Annotated in this window: 16 protein-coding genes; 11 read left to right on the forward strand and 5 right to left on the reverse strand. The window is 58.4% G+C overall.

Annotated features, from left to right (window positions below; all coding sequences use genetic code 11):
• Positions 1 to 296 precede the first annotated feature (296 nt).
• The gene (locus ABIE49_RS29705; RefSeq protein WP_192738416.1) at positions 297 to 1,283 is read right to left on the reverse strand and encodes an ABC transporter substrate-binding protein; all 987 of its coding nucleotides are present in this window, start codon (positions 1,281 to 1,283) and stop codon (positions 297 to 299) included.
• Between the two features lie 429 nt (positions 1,284 to 1,712).
• Here ABIE49_RS29705 and ABIE49_RS29710 point away from each other — a divergent pair, with 429 nt between their 5' ends.
• From ABIE49_RS29710 to ABIE49_RS29720, 3 genes are all read left to right on the forward strand, one after another.
• Positions 1,713 to 2,699 (forward strand): ABC transporter substrate-binding protein, encoded by a 987-nt coding sequence (locus ABIE49_RS29710; RefSeq protein WP_192738417.1) that lies wholly within the window; start codon positions 1,713 to 1,715, stop codon positions 2,697 to 2,699.
• Between the two features lie 212 nt (positions 2,700 to 2,911).
• Positions 2,912 to 3,895: an ABC transporter substrate-binding protein gene (locus ABIE49_RS29715; RefSeq protein WP_192738418.1), complete on the forward strand. Its 984-nt coding sequence runs from the start codon at positions 2,912 to 2,914 to the stop codon at positions 3,893 to 3,895.
• Positions 3,896 to 4,298: 403 nt separating this feature from the next.
• On the forward strand, positions 4,299 to 5,081 hold the full coding sequence (locus ABIE49_RS29720; RefSeq protein ID WP_192738419.1) for an alpha/beta fold hydrolase: 783 nt from the start codon (positions 4,299 to 4,301) through the stop codon (positions 5,079 to 5,081).
• 1,031 nt (positions 5,082 to 6,112) lie between these two features.
• On the opposite strand, the gene ABIE49_RS29725 is transcribed toward ABIE49_RS29720, so the two are convergent.
• Positions 6,113 to 6,355, reverse strand: coding sequence for a hypothetical protein (locus tag ABIE49_RS29725; RefSeq protein WP_192738420.1), 243 nt, complete (start codon positions 6,353 to 6,355; stop codon positions 6,113 to 6,115).
• A 486-nt stretch (positions 6,356 to 6,841) separates the two neighbouring features.
• Here ABIE49_RS29725 and ABIE49_RS29730 point away from each other — a divergent pair, with 486 nt between their 5' ends.
• Complete coding sequence (locus ABIE49_RS29730) at positions 6,842 to 7,045, forward strand: cold-shock protein (RefSeq protein WP_192738421.1); 204 nt, start codon at positions 6,842 to 6,844, stop codon at positions 7,043 to 7,045.
• On the opposite strand, the gene ABIE49_RS29735 is transcribed toward ABIE49_RS29730, so the two are convergent.
• The 3 genes from ABIE49_RS29735 to ABIE49_RS29745 all read right to left on the reverse strand — a co-directional run bounded on the left by ABIE49_RS29735 (position 7,031) and on the right by ABIE49_RS29745 (position 8,561).
• Positions 7,031 to 7,243, reverse strand: coding sequence for a hypothetical protein (locus ABIE49_RS29735; RefSeq protein ID WP_192738422.1), 213 nt, complete (start codon positions 7,241 to 7,243; stop codon positions 7,031 to 7,033). The two genes, ABIE49_RS29730 and ABIE49_RS29735, sit on opposite strands and share 15 nt — an antisense overlap.
• Before the next feature lie 412 nt (positions 7,244 to 7,655).
• A complete protein-coding gene (locus ABIE49_RS29740; RefSeq protein ID WP_192738423.1) occupies positions 7,656 to 7,811 on the reverse strand; it encodes a hypothetical protein in 156 nt (51 codons plus the stop codon).
• A 432-nt stretch (positions 7,812 to 8,243) separates the two neighbouring features.
• Complete coding sequence (locus tag ABIE49_RS29745) at positions 8,244 to 8,561, reverse strand: DUF1648 domain-containing protein (RefSeq protein WP_192738424.1); 318 nt, start codon at positions 8,559 to 8,561, stop codon at positions 8,244 to 8,246.
• A gap of 671 nt (positions 8,562 to 9,232) precedes the next feature.
• Here ABIE49_RS29745 and ABIE49_RS29750 point away from each other — a divergent pair.
• The 7 genes from ABIE49_RS29750 (at position 9,233) to ABIE49_RS29780 (ending at position 17,334) form a co-directional block, all read left to right on the forward strand.
• Positions 9,233 to 10,483 carry a site-specific integrase gene (locus ABIE49_RS29750; RefSeq protein ID WP_192738425.1) on the forward strand — a complete coding sequence of 417 codons (1,251 nt, stop codon included), beginning with the start codon at positions 9,233 to 9,235 and terminating at the stop codon, positions 10,481 to 10,483.
• A 423-nt stretch (positions 10,484 to 10,906) separates the two neighbouring features.
• Positions 10,907 to 11,290 carry a hypothetical protein gene (locus ABIE49_RS29755; RefSeq protein ID WP_192738426.1) on the forward strand — a complete coding sequence of 128 codons (384 nt, stop codon included), beginning with the start codon at positions 10,907 to 10,909 and terminating at the stop codon, positions 11,288 to 11,290.
• Between the two features lie 88 nt (positions 11,291 to 11,378).
• Positions 11,379 to 12,923, forward strand: coding sequence for a bifunctional DNA primase/polymerase (locus ABIE49_RS29760; RefSeq protein WP_192738427.1), 1,545 nt, complete (start codon positions 11,379 to 11,381; stop codon positions 12,921 to 12,923).
• On the forward strand, positions 12,923 to 15,214 hold the full coding sequence (locus tag ABIE49_RS29765; protein WP_192738428.1) for a hypothetical protein: 2,292 nt from the start codon (positions 12,923 to 12,925) through the stop codon (positions 15,212 to 15,214). The genes ABIE49_RS29760 and ABIE49_RS29765 overlap by 1 nt, the downstream gene beginning before the upstream one ends.
• 335 nt (positions 15,215 to 15,549) lie before the next feature.
• The gene (locus tag ABIE49_RS29770) at positions 15,550 to 15,753 is read left to right on the forward strand and encodes a hypothetical protein (protein ID WP_192738429.1); all 204 of its coding nucleotides are present in this window, start codon (positions 15,550 to 15,552) and stop codon (positions 15,751 to 15,753) included.
• A gap of 208 nt (positions 15,754 to 15,961) precedes the next feature.
• Positions 15,962 to 16,480 carry a hypothetical protein gene (locus ABIE49_RS29775; RefSeq protein WP_192738430.1) on the forward strand — a complete coding sequence of 173 codons (519 nt, stop codon included), beginning with the start codon at positions 15,962 to 15,964 and terminating at the stop codon, positions 16,478 to 16,480.
• Between the two features lie 317 nt (positions 16,481 to 16,797).
• A complete protein-coding gene (locus tag ABIE49_RS29780; protein ID WP_192738431.1) occupies positions 16,798 to 17,334 on the forward strand; it encodes a hypothetical protein in 537 nt (178 codons plus the stop codon).
• Positions 17,335 to 17,414: the final 80 nt, after the last annotated feature.

Genomic DNA, 17,414 nt, shown 5'->3' on the forward strand with positions numbered 1-17,414 from the left:
TGCAGCTCACAACCTCAAGAGAAAGACCGGTAAGCAGCACATAACCGGCTATGCGCGCGCGACGCAAATTATGGTCGGCATCTCTGAAGTCGCTACAATGGTCGTCGGAGCTTGTTGTCATAGCCGATAATCCCCTGTTCGCAGTCGGGCGGTCCCATCCGTCCCCGTTCGTGATCTACACCTACCTGCACGGTGCCACTGTGATGAACGTCACTCGGCACGCGCCGGCGCGGTAGTTGATGGCGGGCACCAATCTTCGGGCAGGGCGGCTCAATCCACCTCACGGACCTCGTGGCTCATTCGATCACACGGTCGGCGCGGGCGGTAACGGACGCTGGTATCGTGATGTTGAGTGCGCGCGCGGTGCGCAAATTGAGCCATACTTCATAAACGGTAGGCTCTTCCACGGGGATATTGGCCGGCTTCTCCCCTTTCATGATCTTGTCTGCGAGCCGCGCGCCCTGCCGGGCTATTGCGACCAGCTCCGGTCCGAGGCTCACCAATCCTCCCAATGCAACGGTCTCCCTGAATCCGTGAACGGATGGCAATCCATGCTCCAAAGCGAGCTCCGAAATCCGCTTGCCGTTGACGAACGTAAGAGCTCCGGAAATGACCAACACGCCTTTGACGTTGTTTCGCATCATTTCAGAGAATGCAGCGTCCAGCTCATCGGTCGACGTAAAATCCACGGCCACCAATGTGACGCCGAGTGCCGGCAGCCAAGGCTCCAGCGAAGCCATGGCGTATACTGAATTTGGATCATTTCCCGCTTTGAGAACGCCAACTCTGTCGAGATCGGGCACGATCTCCTTGAGGAGCTCAATTCGCTTTGCCCATGTCTCGGTCGCCGACTCATATGTCACCCCGGTCATGTTTCCTCCAGGGTGCGAAAGGCTCTGAACCGCGCCTATGCGCACCGGATCGCCCACACCAAGAAAAATTGCTGGCAGAGCGGGAGGAACAACTTTCTTGGCGGCGATGAGGCCGATCGTGGTCCAAACAACCAAAAGGTCGAGATTGGCCACCAAGGGACCAAGAAGCTCCGCGAATTTTTCGATGCGAGCTTCAGTGAAGTGTGCGGTCAGATCAACATTGCGCCCTTGCTGGTAGCCGAACTCGGCCAATTTTTGTGAGAAGGCGTCGAACAAATACTGCCCCCTGTCACGCGGCTCCGGCCCGACAGTGCCCACGCGCCATACCCGCCCAACCGGTTGGGCGCGCGCGCTGTCCAGCATCGCAAGAGCCGCGCCCGAGGAACCGAAAACAAAATCGCGCCGTCGCATTTTATCCTCCCAAATGAGGATTGCGAAATCGCAACGCAGTGGCGGGCGCACGCCAACACGCGAACGGCCGCGGCATTCGCCGCCTGCCACTGGACCTGAAATTCTTCGGCCGCCATCGGCACCAGCGAACCAACGGGACTGCGGCGCGCCCTGGCTGCCGGCTCGCGGCAACCTACCCCAAATTCGTGCGAATCCGAAGGAGGAAGAAGGACCGGTTGTGGCGCTTGTCAGACTTGCGGAGCCGAACCGATCACCTCCGATTATGGGAGCGGCCCCCGCCGATGCAGGCGATGACTTCCGCACATGACCCAACTGAGACATCCGAGCCTGACCAGTATCTGAGGCCGGTCGGGCGCCATTTCTCACTCGCAGCGCATTCGCAAAGTGCTAGGCTTTAGGCCCGGGACGAGACGTGTTCTTGGGGGATGCATGCGGCGACGCGAGTTCATGACGTTGCTAGGAGCTGCGGCGGCTTGGCCGCTGGCCGCGCGCGCGCAGCAGCCCGCAGGGCGGGTCTACCGGGTGGGTTACTTCGCAACCACCTCGCGGGAACGATCGCTCCATCTCATGAAGGCGTTCGAAGAGGGCCTGCGGAGCCTCGGCTACCGCGTTGGCGAGAATGTCGCTATCGAGTACCGCTTTGCCGATGGCGAGATGGGGCGGCTATCCGCGCTCGCCACAGACCTGGTCCGGCTCGGTGTCGACGTCATCGTTGCAGGGAACAATACAAATACGGTTGCCGCCATGAAGGTGACCACGACCATCCCGATCGTCGTGGCCAGCAGTGCCGATCCAGTCAGTGCCGGGCTCGTCGCCAGTCTGGCGCGCCCCGGCGGGAACGTGACCGGGATCGCTCAGGACACGGGCGGCGAGCAACATGTCAAGCGGCTCGAGTTGGTGAAGGACACACTGCCCAACGTCTCGCGCGTGGGCGTTCTGTGGAATCCGGACTTTGCGCCCAATCCCGCCCGGCTGTCGTCGATGCGGGAGGCTGCCCCGGCGCTGGGCTTGACCCTTGTCCCGGCCGAAGCACGCGGGCTGGACGCACTCGAACAAGCGTTCGCGACGATGGTGAGGGAGCGCGCGCAGGCGCTCGTCGTACTGAGCGATGGCGTGCTCTTCAACTTTCGTGGACAGATTGGCGTCATGGCCGTCAGAGATCGGCTGCCGGCAATCGCTGCCGCAAGAGAGTATGCTGAGACAGATTTTCTTCTGACGTACGGGATTGACTTACGTGATGGATTTCGTCGATCCGCCGCCTTCGTCGACAAGATTTTCAAGGGTGCAAGGCCTGCCGACCTGCCGGTCGAACAACCGACCAGGTTCGAGCTGGTGATCAATTTGAGGACCGCCAAAGCGCTTGGCATTATTATGCCTCCGGCGCTGCTAGCCCGCGCTGATGAGGTGATTGAATAGGGATGCAATTTTCTGCAGTGCATGAATCCGCTGCTGGCACTTGTCGGCCATGGCGCGATCCGCGCGGCATGTCCGAGCTGCCCCCGTGAGCTGATATCGGCGGGCACGCCAGCATCGACGCGAATGACCAACGTTATTGGACTTCAATCTGGCTACTTCCTGTTGGCCGGTCGGAGTGGCTACAATGCCGGTCGTGGGCCGAGGAAAAATCGATGAGGCGGCGCGAGTTCATCGCTGCAATTGGGAGCGCGGCCGCGTGGTCGCTTCCTGCTCTGGGACAACAGGCGGCTTTGCGGGCTCTGGGCGTCCTTGACGTCGGATCGCTCGAGGGGGCACGGAGAAATTTTGGTTCGGTCCAGGACCGCTTGGCCGAAATGGGCTATGTCGAGGGCCGAAATCTCGCGCTTGAATACCGTTGCGCCGATAGTCACGAGGACCGATTAGGTGAGTTGGCCCGTGATCTGGTTCGGCATCGAGTAAATGCCATCGCTGTGTTTGCAGGGCCTTCAATCATGGCCGCCAAGGCCGCCACCACGTCAATTCCGATCATTTTTCTGACCGGTTTTGACCCTGTCGCAAGCGGTTTCGTCGTAAGCCTGAACAGACCGGGCGGCAACGCGACGGGGGTTTCAGTTCTCAATGTAGAGGTAATGGCCAAACGGCTGCAGATGCTTGGTGAACTGGTGCCGACGGCGAAGTCCATTGGGTTCTTCTATAATCCAACAAGCCTCGTATCAGGGTATGAGGACACTCTGAGGAGATTGGAACTGGCGGCTGATATCTTGGGAGTGAAGCTGCTCCGTGTCGAGACAGGAGGCCCCGATGATTTCATGGAGGCTTTCGCAAGGATGGCTGGCGTGCGGCCGGATGCGTTGTTGATTTCGGCTGACGCATTGATGCTTCGAAACCGCGAAAGCCTTGTTGGTCTGACAGCTCAACACCGCATACCGGCACTCTATCCAATTCGTGAATTCGCTGCTGATGGCGGATTGGTAAGTTACGGACCGAACTACGCCGAGGCCCGCCGGCAGGTGGGCGACTATCTTGGCCGGGTTCTGAACGGCGAAAGGCCGGAAAACCTGCCGGTCCAGCAAGTCACAAAATTCGAACTCGTCATCAACATGAAGACAGCAAAGGCGTTGGGCCTAGGTGTACCAACTTCGCTGCTTGGCCGCGCCGACGAAGTGATTGAGTGAGCTTGTTGGAGTGCATAGGTCCGTTGTTGGCACCTGTTGGCCATGGCGCGGTCCGCCCGGCAGGTCCGAGCTGCCCAAGTGAGCGGACATCGACGGGCACGCCAGCATCGACGCGCATGACCCACAGCCGACATGGCAACCGGATCGGCGACGTCCATCTTAAATGGTAGAGCGGACGCCCCGCTGAGAAAGTGCGGAAGCGCCGAAGGTGTCCAGTTGTCACCATGGCCTTTTGTTCGATCCATCCGGCGCTCGGTGCGAATGCTATGGCCTCTCACGTCGAAGAAGATAAAATACGCCCATTGCTGGTTCTGCTACTCCTCGTCCTGGGTATCCGCTGCTGCGGCTAGCAGTGGAGATTGGCAAGGTACTGTTCGACGGGATAGTGATTTGGAGATGCCCCATGAAACTCGCGCATGATGGCGTGCAGCTGTCCTTTGACATCGCCGGGGCGGGACCGCTTCAATTCCTGTTCGTCCATGGCTTGGGCGGGGATCGCACGCATTTTGCGCCGCAGATGGAGTATTTCGCCCGTCAAGGTCGGGCGTTGAATGCCGAACTGCGGGGGCATGGTGAGAGCGACAAGCCACAACAGGCGTATTCGATCGAAGGCTTCGCCGATGATCTCGTCTGGCTGTGCAACCAGCAGCAGATCACAAATCCGGTCATCGTGGGTCAAAGCATGGGTGGCAACATGGCGCTCGAAATCGCCGCCCGCTATCCGGACTTTCCTGCAGGCCTGGTGTTGCTCGATTCGGGGGTTCTCTTCCCTGCCTCAGCAGGGACGGTGTTCGCCGGATATCTGGAAGGCTTACGGGGCGCCGATTTTGCGAGCGAGGTGCGGACAATTGTGGCGGACTCCTGTCTGCCGACCGACAGATGCCGCGCTCATGTTGAACAGACCTTTCTGGCGACGCCACAGCACGTGCTGGTGTCCACGTTTACAAGTCTGTTCCCCTGGGATGTGCATCGGGCGCGTGAGTGCGCCCAGGCGTGCCAGGCCCCGGTGCTCTACATCGAAGCGGCCCATCGGCTCGCGGATCTGGATCGTTTTGCGGTGCTGTGCCCGCAACTGGTCACGGCCAAGGCCGTCGGCTCCGGGCATTTCCTGTCGCTGGAAGTGCCGGAGCAGATCAACCCGATGATCGACCGGTTTATCGCGCTTTACGTGCGAAGACACGGGTAAGCTTCGTCGCTGCCGGGCAGTGCGAGTTCTTAAGTGCCCGTGAAGGAGCGGGTGTTACAGCAGGCCATGGAGTCCTTGTCGGCATGGATCGCAGCATACCTGGTCGGCGAGTCCGATGATTGGATACCGCGAACACTATCGGGCTGGACCAGAGTCGGGCTGCTTGCGGGCCTGGTCGGTCAGGTCATTTACCTGATCCACGCATGCATCGCGTTATCGGTCCCGGCCATCCTTTGGCCTAGCCTCCCAGCAAATGTACTGGCGCTGGTTGTCGTCCGCCGCGCTCTGCGGTGGCGCTACCCCGTCTAGCAAACATCAGTGACGGGCGACTTATTGTCCGCTCATGGGCCCATACCGGACCTCGCAACACCTTAGGCGAAGTCGAGCCTGACGATGATCACTCTCAGATTGATCTTGACCCATGTCAAATAGCGGAGTGGGTGGCATCTAATCTGCGACACATGTGCCGTGCCTCAGGGCCCGATTTTCGGCGGATTTTGGAAAATGCCCAGGGGTTAGGCTAGTGGAGCTTATGCTTAACCTTTGTCGGGAGCTTTTCCGAGAGCCAACCGCGCATTTGACTTGGCTCGATAGACCGCTCGGGTTTGCATCTCCTGGCGGAAACGCGATGCCCCTTCCTGTAGAGATCGCCCGCCACCTTCTTAGCATCGTGCTCGTCACGGCATTCAATCGTCAGCCCGCCATAGCTTATTACCCACTTAGCCGATGGCTTAGGTGTAGCCGATGGCTCGGGGGCATCGCGGTCACCCCGCCCAATCAATCTCGCAAACTCAGCATCAGCTTCTTCTCGCGACAGCCGAATGAGCTCACGATCATCCCTAGTCGCGGGACCGCGCTTCAGCCGGTCCCACACCATCCAAGTCCCGGCTAAAACGCCCCTTCTTAGGAGGTAACGCTCCATAGCACGCTCTAAAGTGGCCCGTTTATCTCCACGACCCGCGACACCGACTATGACTGGTCCAATCCGCTGATCAGCAAGACGGCCAAAAGCTTTCGGACATAATCCTTCTTCATCGATGGCATGGGGTGGTCTGGCTGGAAGGTGCGGGCTGCTCCTCCTGCTTCCACCGCGCCGCAAGCTGCTTGATCTGCTCGAAATCGAGGGTCGACTGTGCCAGGGCGCCTTTTCGGACGATTATCGCCGCCGCATCGCGCTCTTCGGGGGGCAACATCATCCCTCGCGCCACTGCGGAACGAAGTTTCATGATGCCGTGATTGGTCAGGGCAACAAGCTCTTCCGGGTCTAAGGCCATTTTCCATGCCTACCCTTAGGCTGGCCGTAAGCCAGCACACGCGCCACCGGGTGCTCCAATCTCTAGGGTAGATTAGCGTTGGTTAATCTCAAGCTGCCCATTTGTATGGCACCACAATGGACGTGATCGGCCAGATGTTTGAGCACGCCTGTAAGCTCGGGCTGGCTTTCGCGCGCTGGAACTCTCCACCTTTGCCGTCACGCAGCAGGCCAAGATGCTGCGGGACTTCAAGGTCCTCTACTACAAGCGCTGGCACGACGAGAGGGAGCCGTCATGAAGCGCCGGCGCCGATCGATCAGGAAGCGCAACCGGCGGCGGCTGGCCTCGCACACGCGAAGGCTCAGACGGTAATGATCTCGTAACGCCTAGGGCAAGGCCGTCGCAAAATCGTCATAGCGCCCGCTTTTTGCCACCAACGTGCCACCAGCTTGGCCAACGAATCGCGCGTGTTTGAATCCCACCTTTTCATTAGCGGGAGATACTGAAGTGGCGATAGGGACAGTGAAGTGGTTTAATGCAACCAAAGGGTACGGGTTTATCCAACCCGACGGCGGCGGCAAGGATGTTTTCGTCCACATTTCAGCTGTTGAGAAAGCCGGCCTGAGCAGCCTCAATGAGGGTGCCAAGGTGAGCTATGAAGAAATGAGCAACCGGGGCAAAACGTCCGCGGAAAATCTAAGAGTCGGGTGAATCAAGCCCGCTGGTTCGCGACGGCGGGCTTTGTTCTGGCGAATTTTGCGCAGACCCACGTGATTGACGGCTGCGTGCGCTATGTTCGGTCATTGCTTTCACCGCCTCGTTTTCGTCGGCGCAAAAAGCAATGCTCTGCCTATTCGCAAACACGAGCCATTGATGATGGCCAACTTCCGTGATGACGTATTCGGTCATTCCGGCCCCCATAAGCGAGTAGTTACATCTTAGGACAGCAGCCTTGCTGTTTTGTTAACCAAGATCCATCACGATCCTCGTGACCTTCTGGTGGTCACGCTTGAGTTAAGGCCGTCGCTCAGCGAACCCAGCGGCGGCTTTTTCGTGAGGTAATCCGGTGGACTATCAGGCGTCCACGAACGAAAGCCTCACTATGATGTACGAGGCCGCGCGTGGCGCGCTGGCTGCCGACGATCCGGTCGGCATGCTCGAGTTGCCCCGGTGAGCGGACATCGACGGGCACGCCAGCATCGACGCGAATGACCCAACTGAGACATTGGCCGAGCTCAACGGCAACGCTCTGGATGCAGGTTTCAGCTAGCCGATCAACGGGTCCGAGCGCTGGCGCAGCGCACTTGATCTGCGTGGGTGCTCAGTCGCGTTCGAGGACCTTGGCGCCGGGGTAGACCTGGCGGGCGTAGGCAACGACCAGCGAGCGGTGCTGCGTCTCGAGGAACGGAGTCCGGATCTGACACGACCCGACGATGAGGTGCCACAAGCCGTTGATCTTCTGGATGATGACGTCCATGACAATGCTTCCTTCTTGCAGGTTTCGCGGTGCTCCGCCCAGCGCTCACATTGGTAAGCAACTGACCGAGCCAATGCCCTGGCCGCTTCAGCGTGTGCGGCCTTCTCGGCTCCGCCGCTCAATCCCGGTTCGAACGGCATAACGCCGTCGAACTGCAACCTCTCGCAGAGGGGCGGATCGGGCCATTGCACAGACGTTCATCAGTGCCTTACATTCGTTTGAGGCGATGATACTTAGGTTTACGCCGTAGGGCAGATTGAGCCGCAGGCGTAATCCGCCTTTGCGGCTGCAATGTCGATGGCGGTCATGTCGAACGATCGGCGCCGCCTGCGATTGATGCGTGGAGATTTCGATCAGGCAAACTGTTGCTGGTGTAGGCACGAACGGCGGATTACGCCTTCGTTCAATTCGTATGCTGAATTTGGCGGTGGCCTAACTTGCTCGCGCGGCTCGTCTGAGTGTCACCACATGAACCGCGACAATGATGACCGAGAACAGCAGCAAGCCTATTTCAGCGCCGTGAACTTTTTCCGGAGCGTAAGTCGAAGCGCCCCAAATCAGCGATCGAACTGCAAGGGCAAGCGCCACCATGCCCCAGAGCCCCGCCGCCTTGGGTGCGTACCAGGTTGGCTCGCCGTCGAGCCCCCACTGCATGGCCATGCGAGCGCTCCTGATGCGCGGACCAAAATAAAGATTGCACGCGGCAAGACAGGCGACGGCCGGCCAGAACACAAGGTCAGCAACCAACATGAGTGTACTTTCTGCAGTCAAGCCACCTCGGTTGGCGGCCTGCTATTTGGTCGATTATGTCCCCAACGGGTTAACGGGCATCTGAACAGAATTATCAAGCTTGATCGATCGGGTCCGCCTGCTTGCAATGGGTCCTGCGCTTTCCCGCGACAAATTGACCCGACGGCTGCGCCCGGCGTAGCCTTGGCGAAGCGGGGCAAGTCAATTCGGTTTTACGGAAGTCGTGTCAAGTAAATAATTTCCGAAAATCAAAAATATTTCTCTTTCCTTCGAGCCAAATCACCTGCACATTCTCACCCATCCCGTCCCACTCAGAGGGGCGTTGGCCATCGTCACAACGAGGGGCGGGTCGCGGTGGACGTGACAGTTGCGATGGACGGTCGCGGCTGAAGCGTACGGCGAAAGCGTGTGGTCCTGGCGCCCGTAACGGCGTCAAGCCTTAAGGGAGCTAACGCTTCCGAGGGGCGACGGTGGCAATAGAGGCCGTCTCACCGGGGAGAGCGCGTCATAAGCCGTAAAGCCACTGCGCAGGGAAAATAAATACACGCGTGGACCTGCAGAGACCTGTGTGGAAACCGTAACTCCTTGATTCTTCTAGGTGTATCCCAATATGATGCCATGCGCGTTCATTGGCATTCGCTCCCATCCCTGGGACAAAACCGGGACCCAACATGGCTCGCAAGGTTCGTCATTCCAGTCTTGAGACACGTACCGCTCGATTGAAACTGGACGGTCGTCGTAAGCCTTATAGGGGTCCGTCGCTCGCGCGCGGTGCATCGCTTCAGTATCGTCGCAACAAGGGCAACGGCTCTTGGGTGCTCAAGGCAAGCAATGGGCACGGCGCGTATTGGACGAAGGCCATAGCCCAAGCCGACGACCACGACGAAAGCAATGGCACCACCATTCTCACGTTCTTCGAGGCGCAGGATCGGGCCAAAGCACTGGCGCGCGGTGATGATGGCTGCGGCGACAATGCGCCGATCACCGTGGATGCCGCGCTGACGGCCTACAGAGCCGATCTGGAAGCCCGTAATGCCAACCCCTACAACGCCGACTGGCCGCGCCGACACCTTCCCAGCGCGCTCCTGGCCAAACCAGTGGCATTGCTGACGCCCGTCGAATTGAAGAAATGGCGCGATGGTTTCCTGGACAAGATGGTGGCATCCACGATCAACAGACTTGGTCGTTGTCTTTGTGCTGCGCTGGAGCTGGCGGCACAACACGATGATCGGATACAGAACCGGCAGGCATGGGAAGTCGGGCTTGCCATTCTGCCGAACGCGCAAGAGGCGCGGAACATCATCATTTCAGATGACAAGGCCCGCGAGTTTGTTGCCGCTTCCTACGAGCTGGACCATCAGTTCGGCCTGCTTGCTGAAACGCTGGCAGTTACCGGCGCGCGCCCGAGCCAAGCCGCCCGCCTGCGCGTCGCCGACTTGCGCGATCATCCGGTGCAGCCGAAGCTGGCAATGCCTAAATCCGCAAAGGGCGGTGGCAGAAATCGCAGCGCGAAGAAAACTGAACGCTATTCTGTGCCGATCACGCCACAACTGGCGGCCAAACTCGCGCTGGCTGCGACAGGCCGCGCTGACGACGCACCACTACTGCTTCAAAGCGATGGCAGTCCTTGGGGCGACAACCCGGGCCAGCGGTATCACCGCGAGGTCAGCGCGGCTGTTACGGCTATCGGACTCGATCCTGAGATCGTAACGATGTACGCGTTGCGGCATTCAAGCATCGTTCGCATGCTGCTCAAGAACAAGCCGACCAGAGTGGTGGCGGCACTGCACAACACCAGCGTCCGCATGATTGAAGCTCACTACTCCAAGTATATCGTGGAACACAGCGACGAGATTTGCCGCGATGCGTTGCTGCAATCCACGCTGCCGGACGGTGACAACGTGTTTGCTTTGGCGAGCTGAGCCTCTCGAGGCGATGATGCCTCACTTCATCATCGGTCAGCTGACTTACAAACATTAATCGTCATTTTCGGCCACTTACAAACACCAACGTCGGTGACAACGGGAAACGCGAGTATATTGATAGGGCTCCATGTGAGTTGGGCGATCACAAGCCTCACTCCCACCAACCACGGAGCATATCAATGCACTCTACCAATCAACGCGAATTTCAGGACAATGTTGACGCCTACAGCGTAGACGAATTCTGCGCGCGTCATAGCATCAGCAAGCAGCTTTTCTATAAGCAAAAGCCCAAAGGCTTGATGCCCGCAACCTTTAACGTAGGCGCTCGCACGTTGATTTCGTGCGAGGCCGCCGACGCATGGCGTCGATCGCGTGAGCAAGCCGCCCAGTCGAAATCGTCAGCCCCGAAGGAGGTGCGCCATGGGTGATTATACTGAAATGTCTCTGACCAGCGCGGAGATTAGTCGGTTCGAGCAGATCCGTGCCGGAGATCACAAGTTTTTTGAGCGTTTTCCGCATCGTCATTATCGGTTCCGGCTCGCAGGGCGTGTCGAAATTAAGTGCGCATCTATGGGCGGCGCGATTCCCAATCCCCTGCCGGCAAGCTCGAAGTATTATGCCATGGTGGTCAATAACTATGCAGCTGCTCGCATACTGATGGTTTACGCGATCGGCCCGGAGGGCCTGGACACGGATGTTTCGGAGGCAGAAGCACGCGCGTATTTCGAGGCAACGAATCGCAGGGACGCCAGCCGAATGGCAGAGCTCGAACTGAGCTGTGCCTTGAGTGTGCGCAATGCATAACAGCGCTCCCCCTGAAAGAACGGCACGCCCGAGGAGCGCCGCTCTCCGTGGCATTCTGCGTCCCGCCCGCCAGCTAAGCGCTTGCGCCGTGGCCGCTCTCAAATATGCGGCCATGGGTTGGGAGGTTTTTCCTGCGCCGCCCGGCCAAAAAAAGTCTCACAAGTCGCAGGAACACAGCGGCGCCAAATGGGGCAAGACCACCGATCCCGAACTCATTCGCGCGGACTTCCGCAAATGGCCCAATGCCAATGTTGCCATCGTCACCGGCGCCGAATCGGGAATCTTTGTCGTCGAGGCCGACACTGTCGTTGGCCATGGCGTCGATGGCCTCGCTTCGATCCAGGCGCTCGAAGCCGAGCATGGGCCTCTCCCTGAAACCCGCATGGCGGTGAGCCCCAGCGGGTCAATACACCGCTATTTTCTGCATCCCGGCGCCGGTATCTACATCAAGAATAGCACCAGCGAACTCGCGTCCGGTGTCGACGTTCGCGGTGATGGTGGGATGGTGATCGCGCCGCCCAGCATCAAGCCGGACATTGGTGAATACCGCTGGGAGAACGACGTACCTATTGCCCATGCGCCGGGCTGGCTGATTGAGCGCGTGTCCAAGAAGGAAGTGAAGAAACCGCCGGCTCGTGCTCCCAAAGCGGCGCCGTCGCAGGCCAACTTTCAGCGCCAAGACGAGGCTCAGGTCGCTGGCGATCTCGGAGAAATCGAAGCGGCAATCATGGCAATCCCCAATCATGCCGGCGTGAACTGGCAGGAATGGAACCGGATCGCCATGGCCATATTCGCTGCAACGGGTGGCTCAGCCGCCGGCTTTGCGATGTTCGATCGATGGTCGCAGAAATATCCTGGCTACGATTTTGATGAAACCGCCGCCAAGTGGCAGGCGCTCGAAAATTGTCCGCCGACTGAGATTGGCGCTGGCACGCTTTTCTATCTCGCCGATCAGGCGTCGACGACGTGGCGATCCGACTACCGGCTGGCATCTATTTGCTCTCTTGCAGTTTTATTCGATACTGACGCCGACGAGACGGACCTGGTCGAACAGGCCATCGAGCTATTCGATACGGCGCAGCCGTTACGTGGTTCACTAGCCGAGAAATATCTCACTGGCCTCGAGCTCACGGTGCCGGAGGCGGCGCATGATGTGCTTCGTTTTCACCCGTCCTGCCCATTTGGCGACCGCAATCTGCCTTGCCTCGTTGCTTATGTGCAGGATGTCCTCACAGGCGAGCCGGTCGCGGTTCACCTGACTGCGCTCAGCATCGACGCCACCGTGATCGAGCGGAAGATAATCGGGCGTTCCTGCGGTGTCATTAAGCTCGGCGGGGAGCTATCGGTCCCAGGCGAATTGACAATTGCGACTACGATCGAAGCGGCACTGGCCGCAATGATGTGCGGCCTAGGCCCGGCATGGTCGGTGCTATCCGTGGATGGGATCGCCTGTTTCCCGAAGCCTCGTTATCACAACATCAAGCAGTTGACCGTGATGGTCGATTGCGAAGACGGTATCGCGGCCGCACAAAAATGCACGCAAGCGTGGGGCAGTCTCGCTCGTATTGTCGTGTCGGCGCATAAGTCGGCCGAACTGTTTCCGTTCGATAGCACCCTGCCTGTGGTGCAGTGATGAACGATATGTTTGTCGCTCTCGAACAAGGGCAGGATCACGGTGGTGCGGTATTGGTGGATGCCGCACGCGAGCAGATGGGCGCGATCATCGATCTTTTCGTCAATCAAGCTCTGCAATTTCATGCGACACCGGCGCCGCAAGCGGGCCTGATGGATCTCAACCACGAACCCGCGCAGCATGGTGCCCTCAAGGTCACGACGGGAGGTGGCAAGTCCGAACAGATGCGGCAAGGCGCCGCCAGATTTGTCTTGGAACAGAAGCGTCGAGGCCATTCGCTGTATCGCGTTATGTTTCTCGTGCCGACACATCGGCTGGCTGATGAGGCAAGCGACAAGCTGTTGGCCGTGTTCGGTGCGCTCGGCGTTTCAACAGCGATCTATCAGTCGCGCGAAGCGAAGGATTTGAAGACCGGCCAACCGCTCTGCCAGAACCTGGAGGCCGTCAAGGCGGCCCATAGCATCGGCGCTGATGTGCAGAAGACCTGTTGTGACGACGGGGGAGGTAGTAGGTGCCGGTTTTTTGACCAATGTGCATTTCAGGTGCAGCGCGAGAAAGCAAAATGCGTTGATGTTGTATTCGCGCCTCATGAAGTGATGTTCGCGTCGCTCAACCGATTTGGCAAGGACACGTTCGGCCTGGTGATCGTCGACGAAGGCTTTTCGATGAAAGGCATCATTCAGGATCCCCGTCAAACGCGAATGAAAATCAGCGCAATCTGCGACGACAATCTCACGGCTTATCCCGTGCGCAAGAAAGATGAGATCTTGGGGACCGAAACGCGGCAACTGCGCGAGCTTAGCACGAAGCTGCAATCCACCTTGATGCAGATGCCCGACGGCCGTGTGACACGACAGGCGCTATTTGACGCCGGGCAGGTGAACATCAGCTATTCCGAGGCGGCCAAGCTCGAATACAAGCGGATGGTCAAGATCGAATTACGTCCGGATACGAGTGCAGACGAGCGATCGAAATTGATTGAGCAGTATAAATACATGCGACAAGTGCGGCGCCGCGCCCGCATGCTGAAGGCCTTCGAGGAGTTCCTGAATGGCGATCAGGAGACTGCCGGCCGTCTGCTGGTCGAGACCGTGACGGAGTCGGGTGTCGCGACTCGGTACCTTCGCGTGCTCGGCAAGAAGGATATCCACGAGACGTTCACCGCATTGCCGCTACTGCACGCCGACGCCACCATGGAGATTGATCTGGTCCGGTATCACCTGCCGTACCTCACAATGTTACAGGAAATTAACATCCGTGCGCCGCACGAGCGCATCACGCAGATCGTTGGTCTTGCGGTTGGCAAGAAAATCCTCGCGCTGCCGGATGAGGCAGCACATCCAGAAGCCTTCAAGAAGCAGCAGGGCCGCCGCGATCGATTACGTGAACTGGTCATCCATCTGGCGCGCGGCCGCCGCACGTTGGTGATCTCCCAGAAGCATGTCGAAGACGTTTTTGACGACATCCCGGGCGTCGATACCGCCCACTTCGGCGCCATCGAGGGCCTGGACAACTATGGCGATGTTGAAGTGCTGATCACGATCGGCCGGCCGATGCCGAGCCCGGCGGCCATCGAGATATCCGGATCGGCTCTGACGGGCAAAGCGGTATCGGTCGGCAAGCGGCTTAAGGAACAGCGCGTCGTCCAATTCAAGGATGGCACAGAACGACCGTTGCTGTGCAGCGCCTACGATAACCCGATTGCCAATCTGATCAGCCGGGCAATCGCTGAAGGCGGCGTCTTGCAGGCGCTCGGCCGTTCACGGGCCGTAAATCGAACGTGGCAGAACCCGGTGGAGGCATTCGTTATCCTGGATGATCTGACGTTGCCGGTTGCGGTCGACGCGCTCCTGCATGTCACTGACGTTGAGCCAAACGAAATTGACGCGATGATGGAGCGCGGGTTGGTTCCTGAATGGCCTGCGGATGCGGCGCGGCTTTATCCGGATTTGTTCAAGAACCGGAAGGCGGCCGACTATCGATACCGCCGAGATGGCCGGGTTGCGATGATGTTCGCCGCCGCGTCTTATAGCGCGATTGGGCTCACTTCGTCGGCCGGCTCTTATAGCGCCATTGGGCTTACATCAGCCCGAGGTGAGCCTAATCATACTATAGATATATATTCTTATAGTGATTTTAGGCTCACCTCAAAATTATGCCGTTTCAAATCTATGGGCCGCGGTCAACGCGCGCGCCGGGCGCTGGTCGCTGCGGAAATGGCGCCGGTCGCGCGGGAGCGGATCGAGGGCGCGCTGGGCCAACTCGTTTCGTTCGAGTTAGTTGGTCCCTGACGTCCGTCTAAAGACTGCGCCGTTCGAATTGGGCTGGCGCCCGGCCCGGCAGAGTTCTGAAGGCTTCATCAGCTCCTCCCTGCGACTTACGGCACGCCGATGCGCAACTTCAAGCAGTGGCCGCTTGTGACGACGGCGAATCGCACCCGCCCGATCTTGCGGGGTCAACGCGCTCAGCATCGTGTCGCGTAACAAGCGGACCTACGTACACATTGGCAGGCAGGGTAGCCACGCGCGTCAATGACAGCAAGCGTGTTTCGGTCTCGCGCATTCAAACGCGCGCCCATCGACGGCCCTGCGCTTCCTGACGGCTGCCGCTGCGTCGTGGTGACTATGTGCTGATCGATGAGAGCCGCAACGTGATCAACGAGCCGGGCTTGTACTATGTCGCCGATCCCGAAGGCCGCGAGGCCCGCCGTGTGATTGCATCGTTGGTTGACGGGCAACTCGTGACTGCATTTCAGCTCAACAATCAGCCGGTCGATGTCGGCAATTCGCGTGTGCTCGGCCGCGCCATGGCGATTTTCCACGCCGTGTAATTACGGGGATTTTTTACCGAATAAGCGCCATGTCATTCATGGCGCTTATTTTTTGTTTTCGCGAGATGGTTAGTAGGAACAATTCGAACAATCGCAAACTGTATTTTCAATTGCTTGTCAACTTTTTCTTGACGTAGAGCCGGAAGCGCATTCTTTTGGCGCGCATAGCTCGTTTGACCGCAAGCTGTGTCGCCAAGGAAAGCTCACCATGTCAACGCTGATGATGTCAGCGGCGGCCGATAATGGCTCGCCGCAAACGAGTTTTATTGCCCGAATTCAGAGCGCGTTACCTGAATTCGCTTCTGATCGCGAGCGTTACGCGTGGATCAAGAGCGAATACGCGCGCCGCGTTGCGCACTCGCCAAAATACGGCAAAGGGCAGCTAGCTCGCGACCTTGCTGCCGCCGCGTTCAATGTCTCGATAGCCGATCTGCGTGGCAAGTCTCGGGCACATCCAATCGGCCCGGCGAGAATGAAGATCGCTTGCGTCATTCAGGTGCTGACGAAAGCGGGCGCAAGCAAAATCGGGCATCTGCTCAATCGCACGCATGGCGGTATGCATTACGCGTTTCGCACATACTTGGCGGGCATTGAGGATCAATTCGTGCAGGTACATGCGTCGAAGTCACATTTCTCGCACTCATGGTCGCAAGCATTACCGATGAAACAACTGCCATTTTCGGAATGGATGCGGCATTTTACGAGAGCGGACTCATCTCGTGTGTAGCTGCATTAAAAGCCGCCGCGCGCGCTATGATACTAACGAAACGAGTTGCAGTCATTTGGGCGATCGCCCTTGACCGTCGACCGGGCGTGCCGCGCGCATTTCGCGCAATAGACGATTGAGGAAGGTGGCAAGGGCGGCACTGTCCCGTTGCCAACGCGAAGTTTGACAAGAATTGCCCATGAGATGAGCGACGCTGACGTCAGTTAGCGGCGGCGGGCTCACTCGTGTGTGACAGCGGTGGAAAAACTGCCGCGCCCGTGATGATTAACGGACGCATCATCAGCGGTTCACTTCAAGTCCAAAAAAGGGATAATCACGTGAAGAACTACAATGCTGATGACTTTACCGACTCGACCGAGTTCGTACCTCATGTGTTGGTCGAAACAAAAAAACTGCACCACCGCGAATTCTCCGATGCGTGGCTTCTGAAAATAGAAGAAGCGCGTTCGATGTGGAAAGAGCTGCTCAAGGAAACGGCCTATAAAGCGTCGTGGCCTTGGATGAGCAAGATCTGCTTGGGCAATTTTGGAAAGTTTCTGATCTCATCGATCGAGCGTCGACGTGAAGAAGGTGTAGAGTCAAAGCAAACCGTGGCGATATTCAATTCGGAGATCTCGCCCATGCACTACTGGGCCGAATTTCCGACGCTGGTGAAGCTTGGCTTTTTCATTCTCGTGGGCGACTTTTATCATCCATCGATGCCAGAAAATTTCACAAAAGAGGCAGTTCATCACGCTGCGGAAAAGGTGAAAATGACAGCAACGTACAGCACGGAAAACCCCGAAGATGATGGCATCGAGAGTTTGCTACACGTGCTGACCAAAGATGAAGTTGACGAGGTGCTTTCCCTTTAACGGCTTCGGTCGCCGCGACTAACACATTCAAATCCGGAAGGGCGGCGCCTGTCCAGTCAGCCAAGCAAACCAATTTCTCG

Origin of the sequence: Bradyrhizobium sp. OAE829 (assembly GCF_040546575.1) — a bacterium.
Taxonomy (GTDB): domain Bacteria; phylum Pseudomonadota; class Alphaproteobacteria; order Rhizobiales; family Xanthobacteraceae; genus Bradyrhizobium.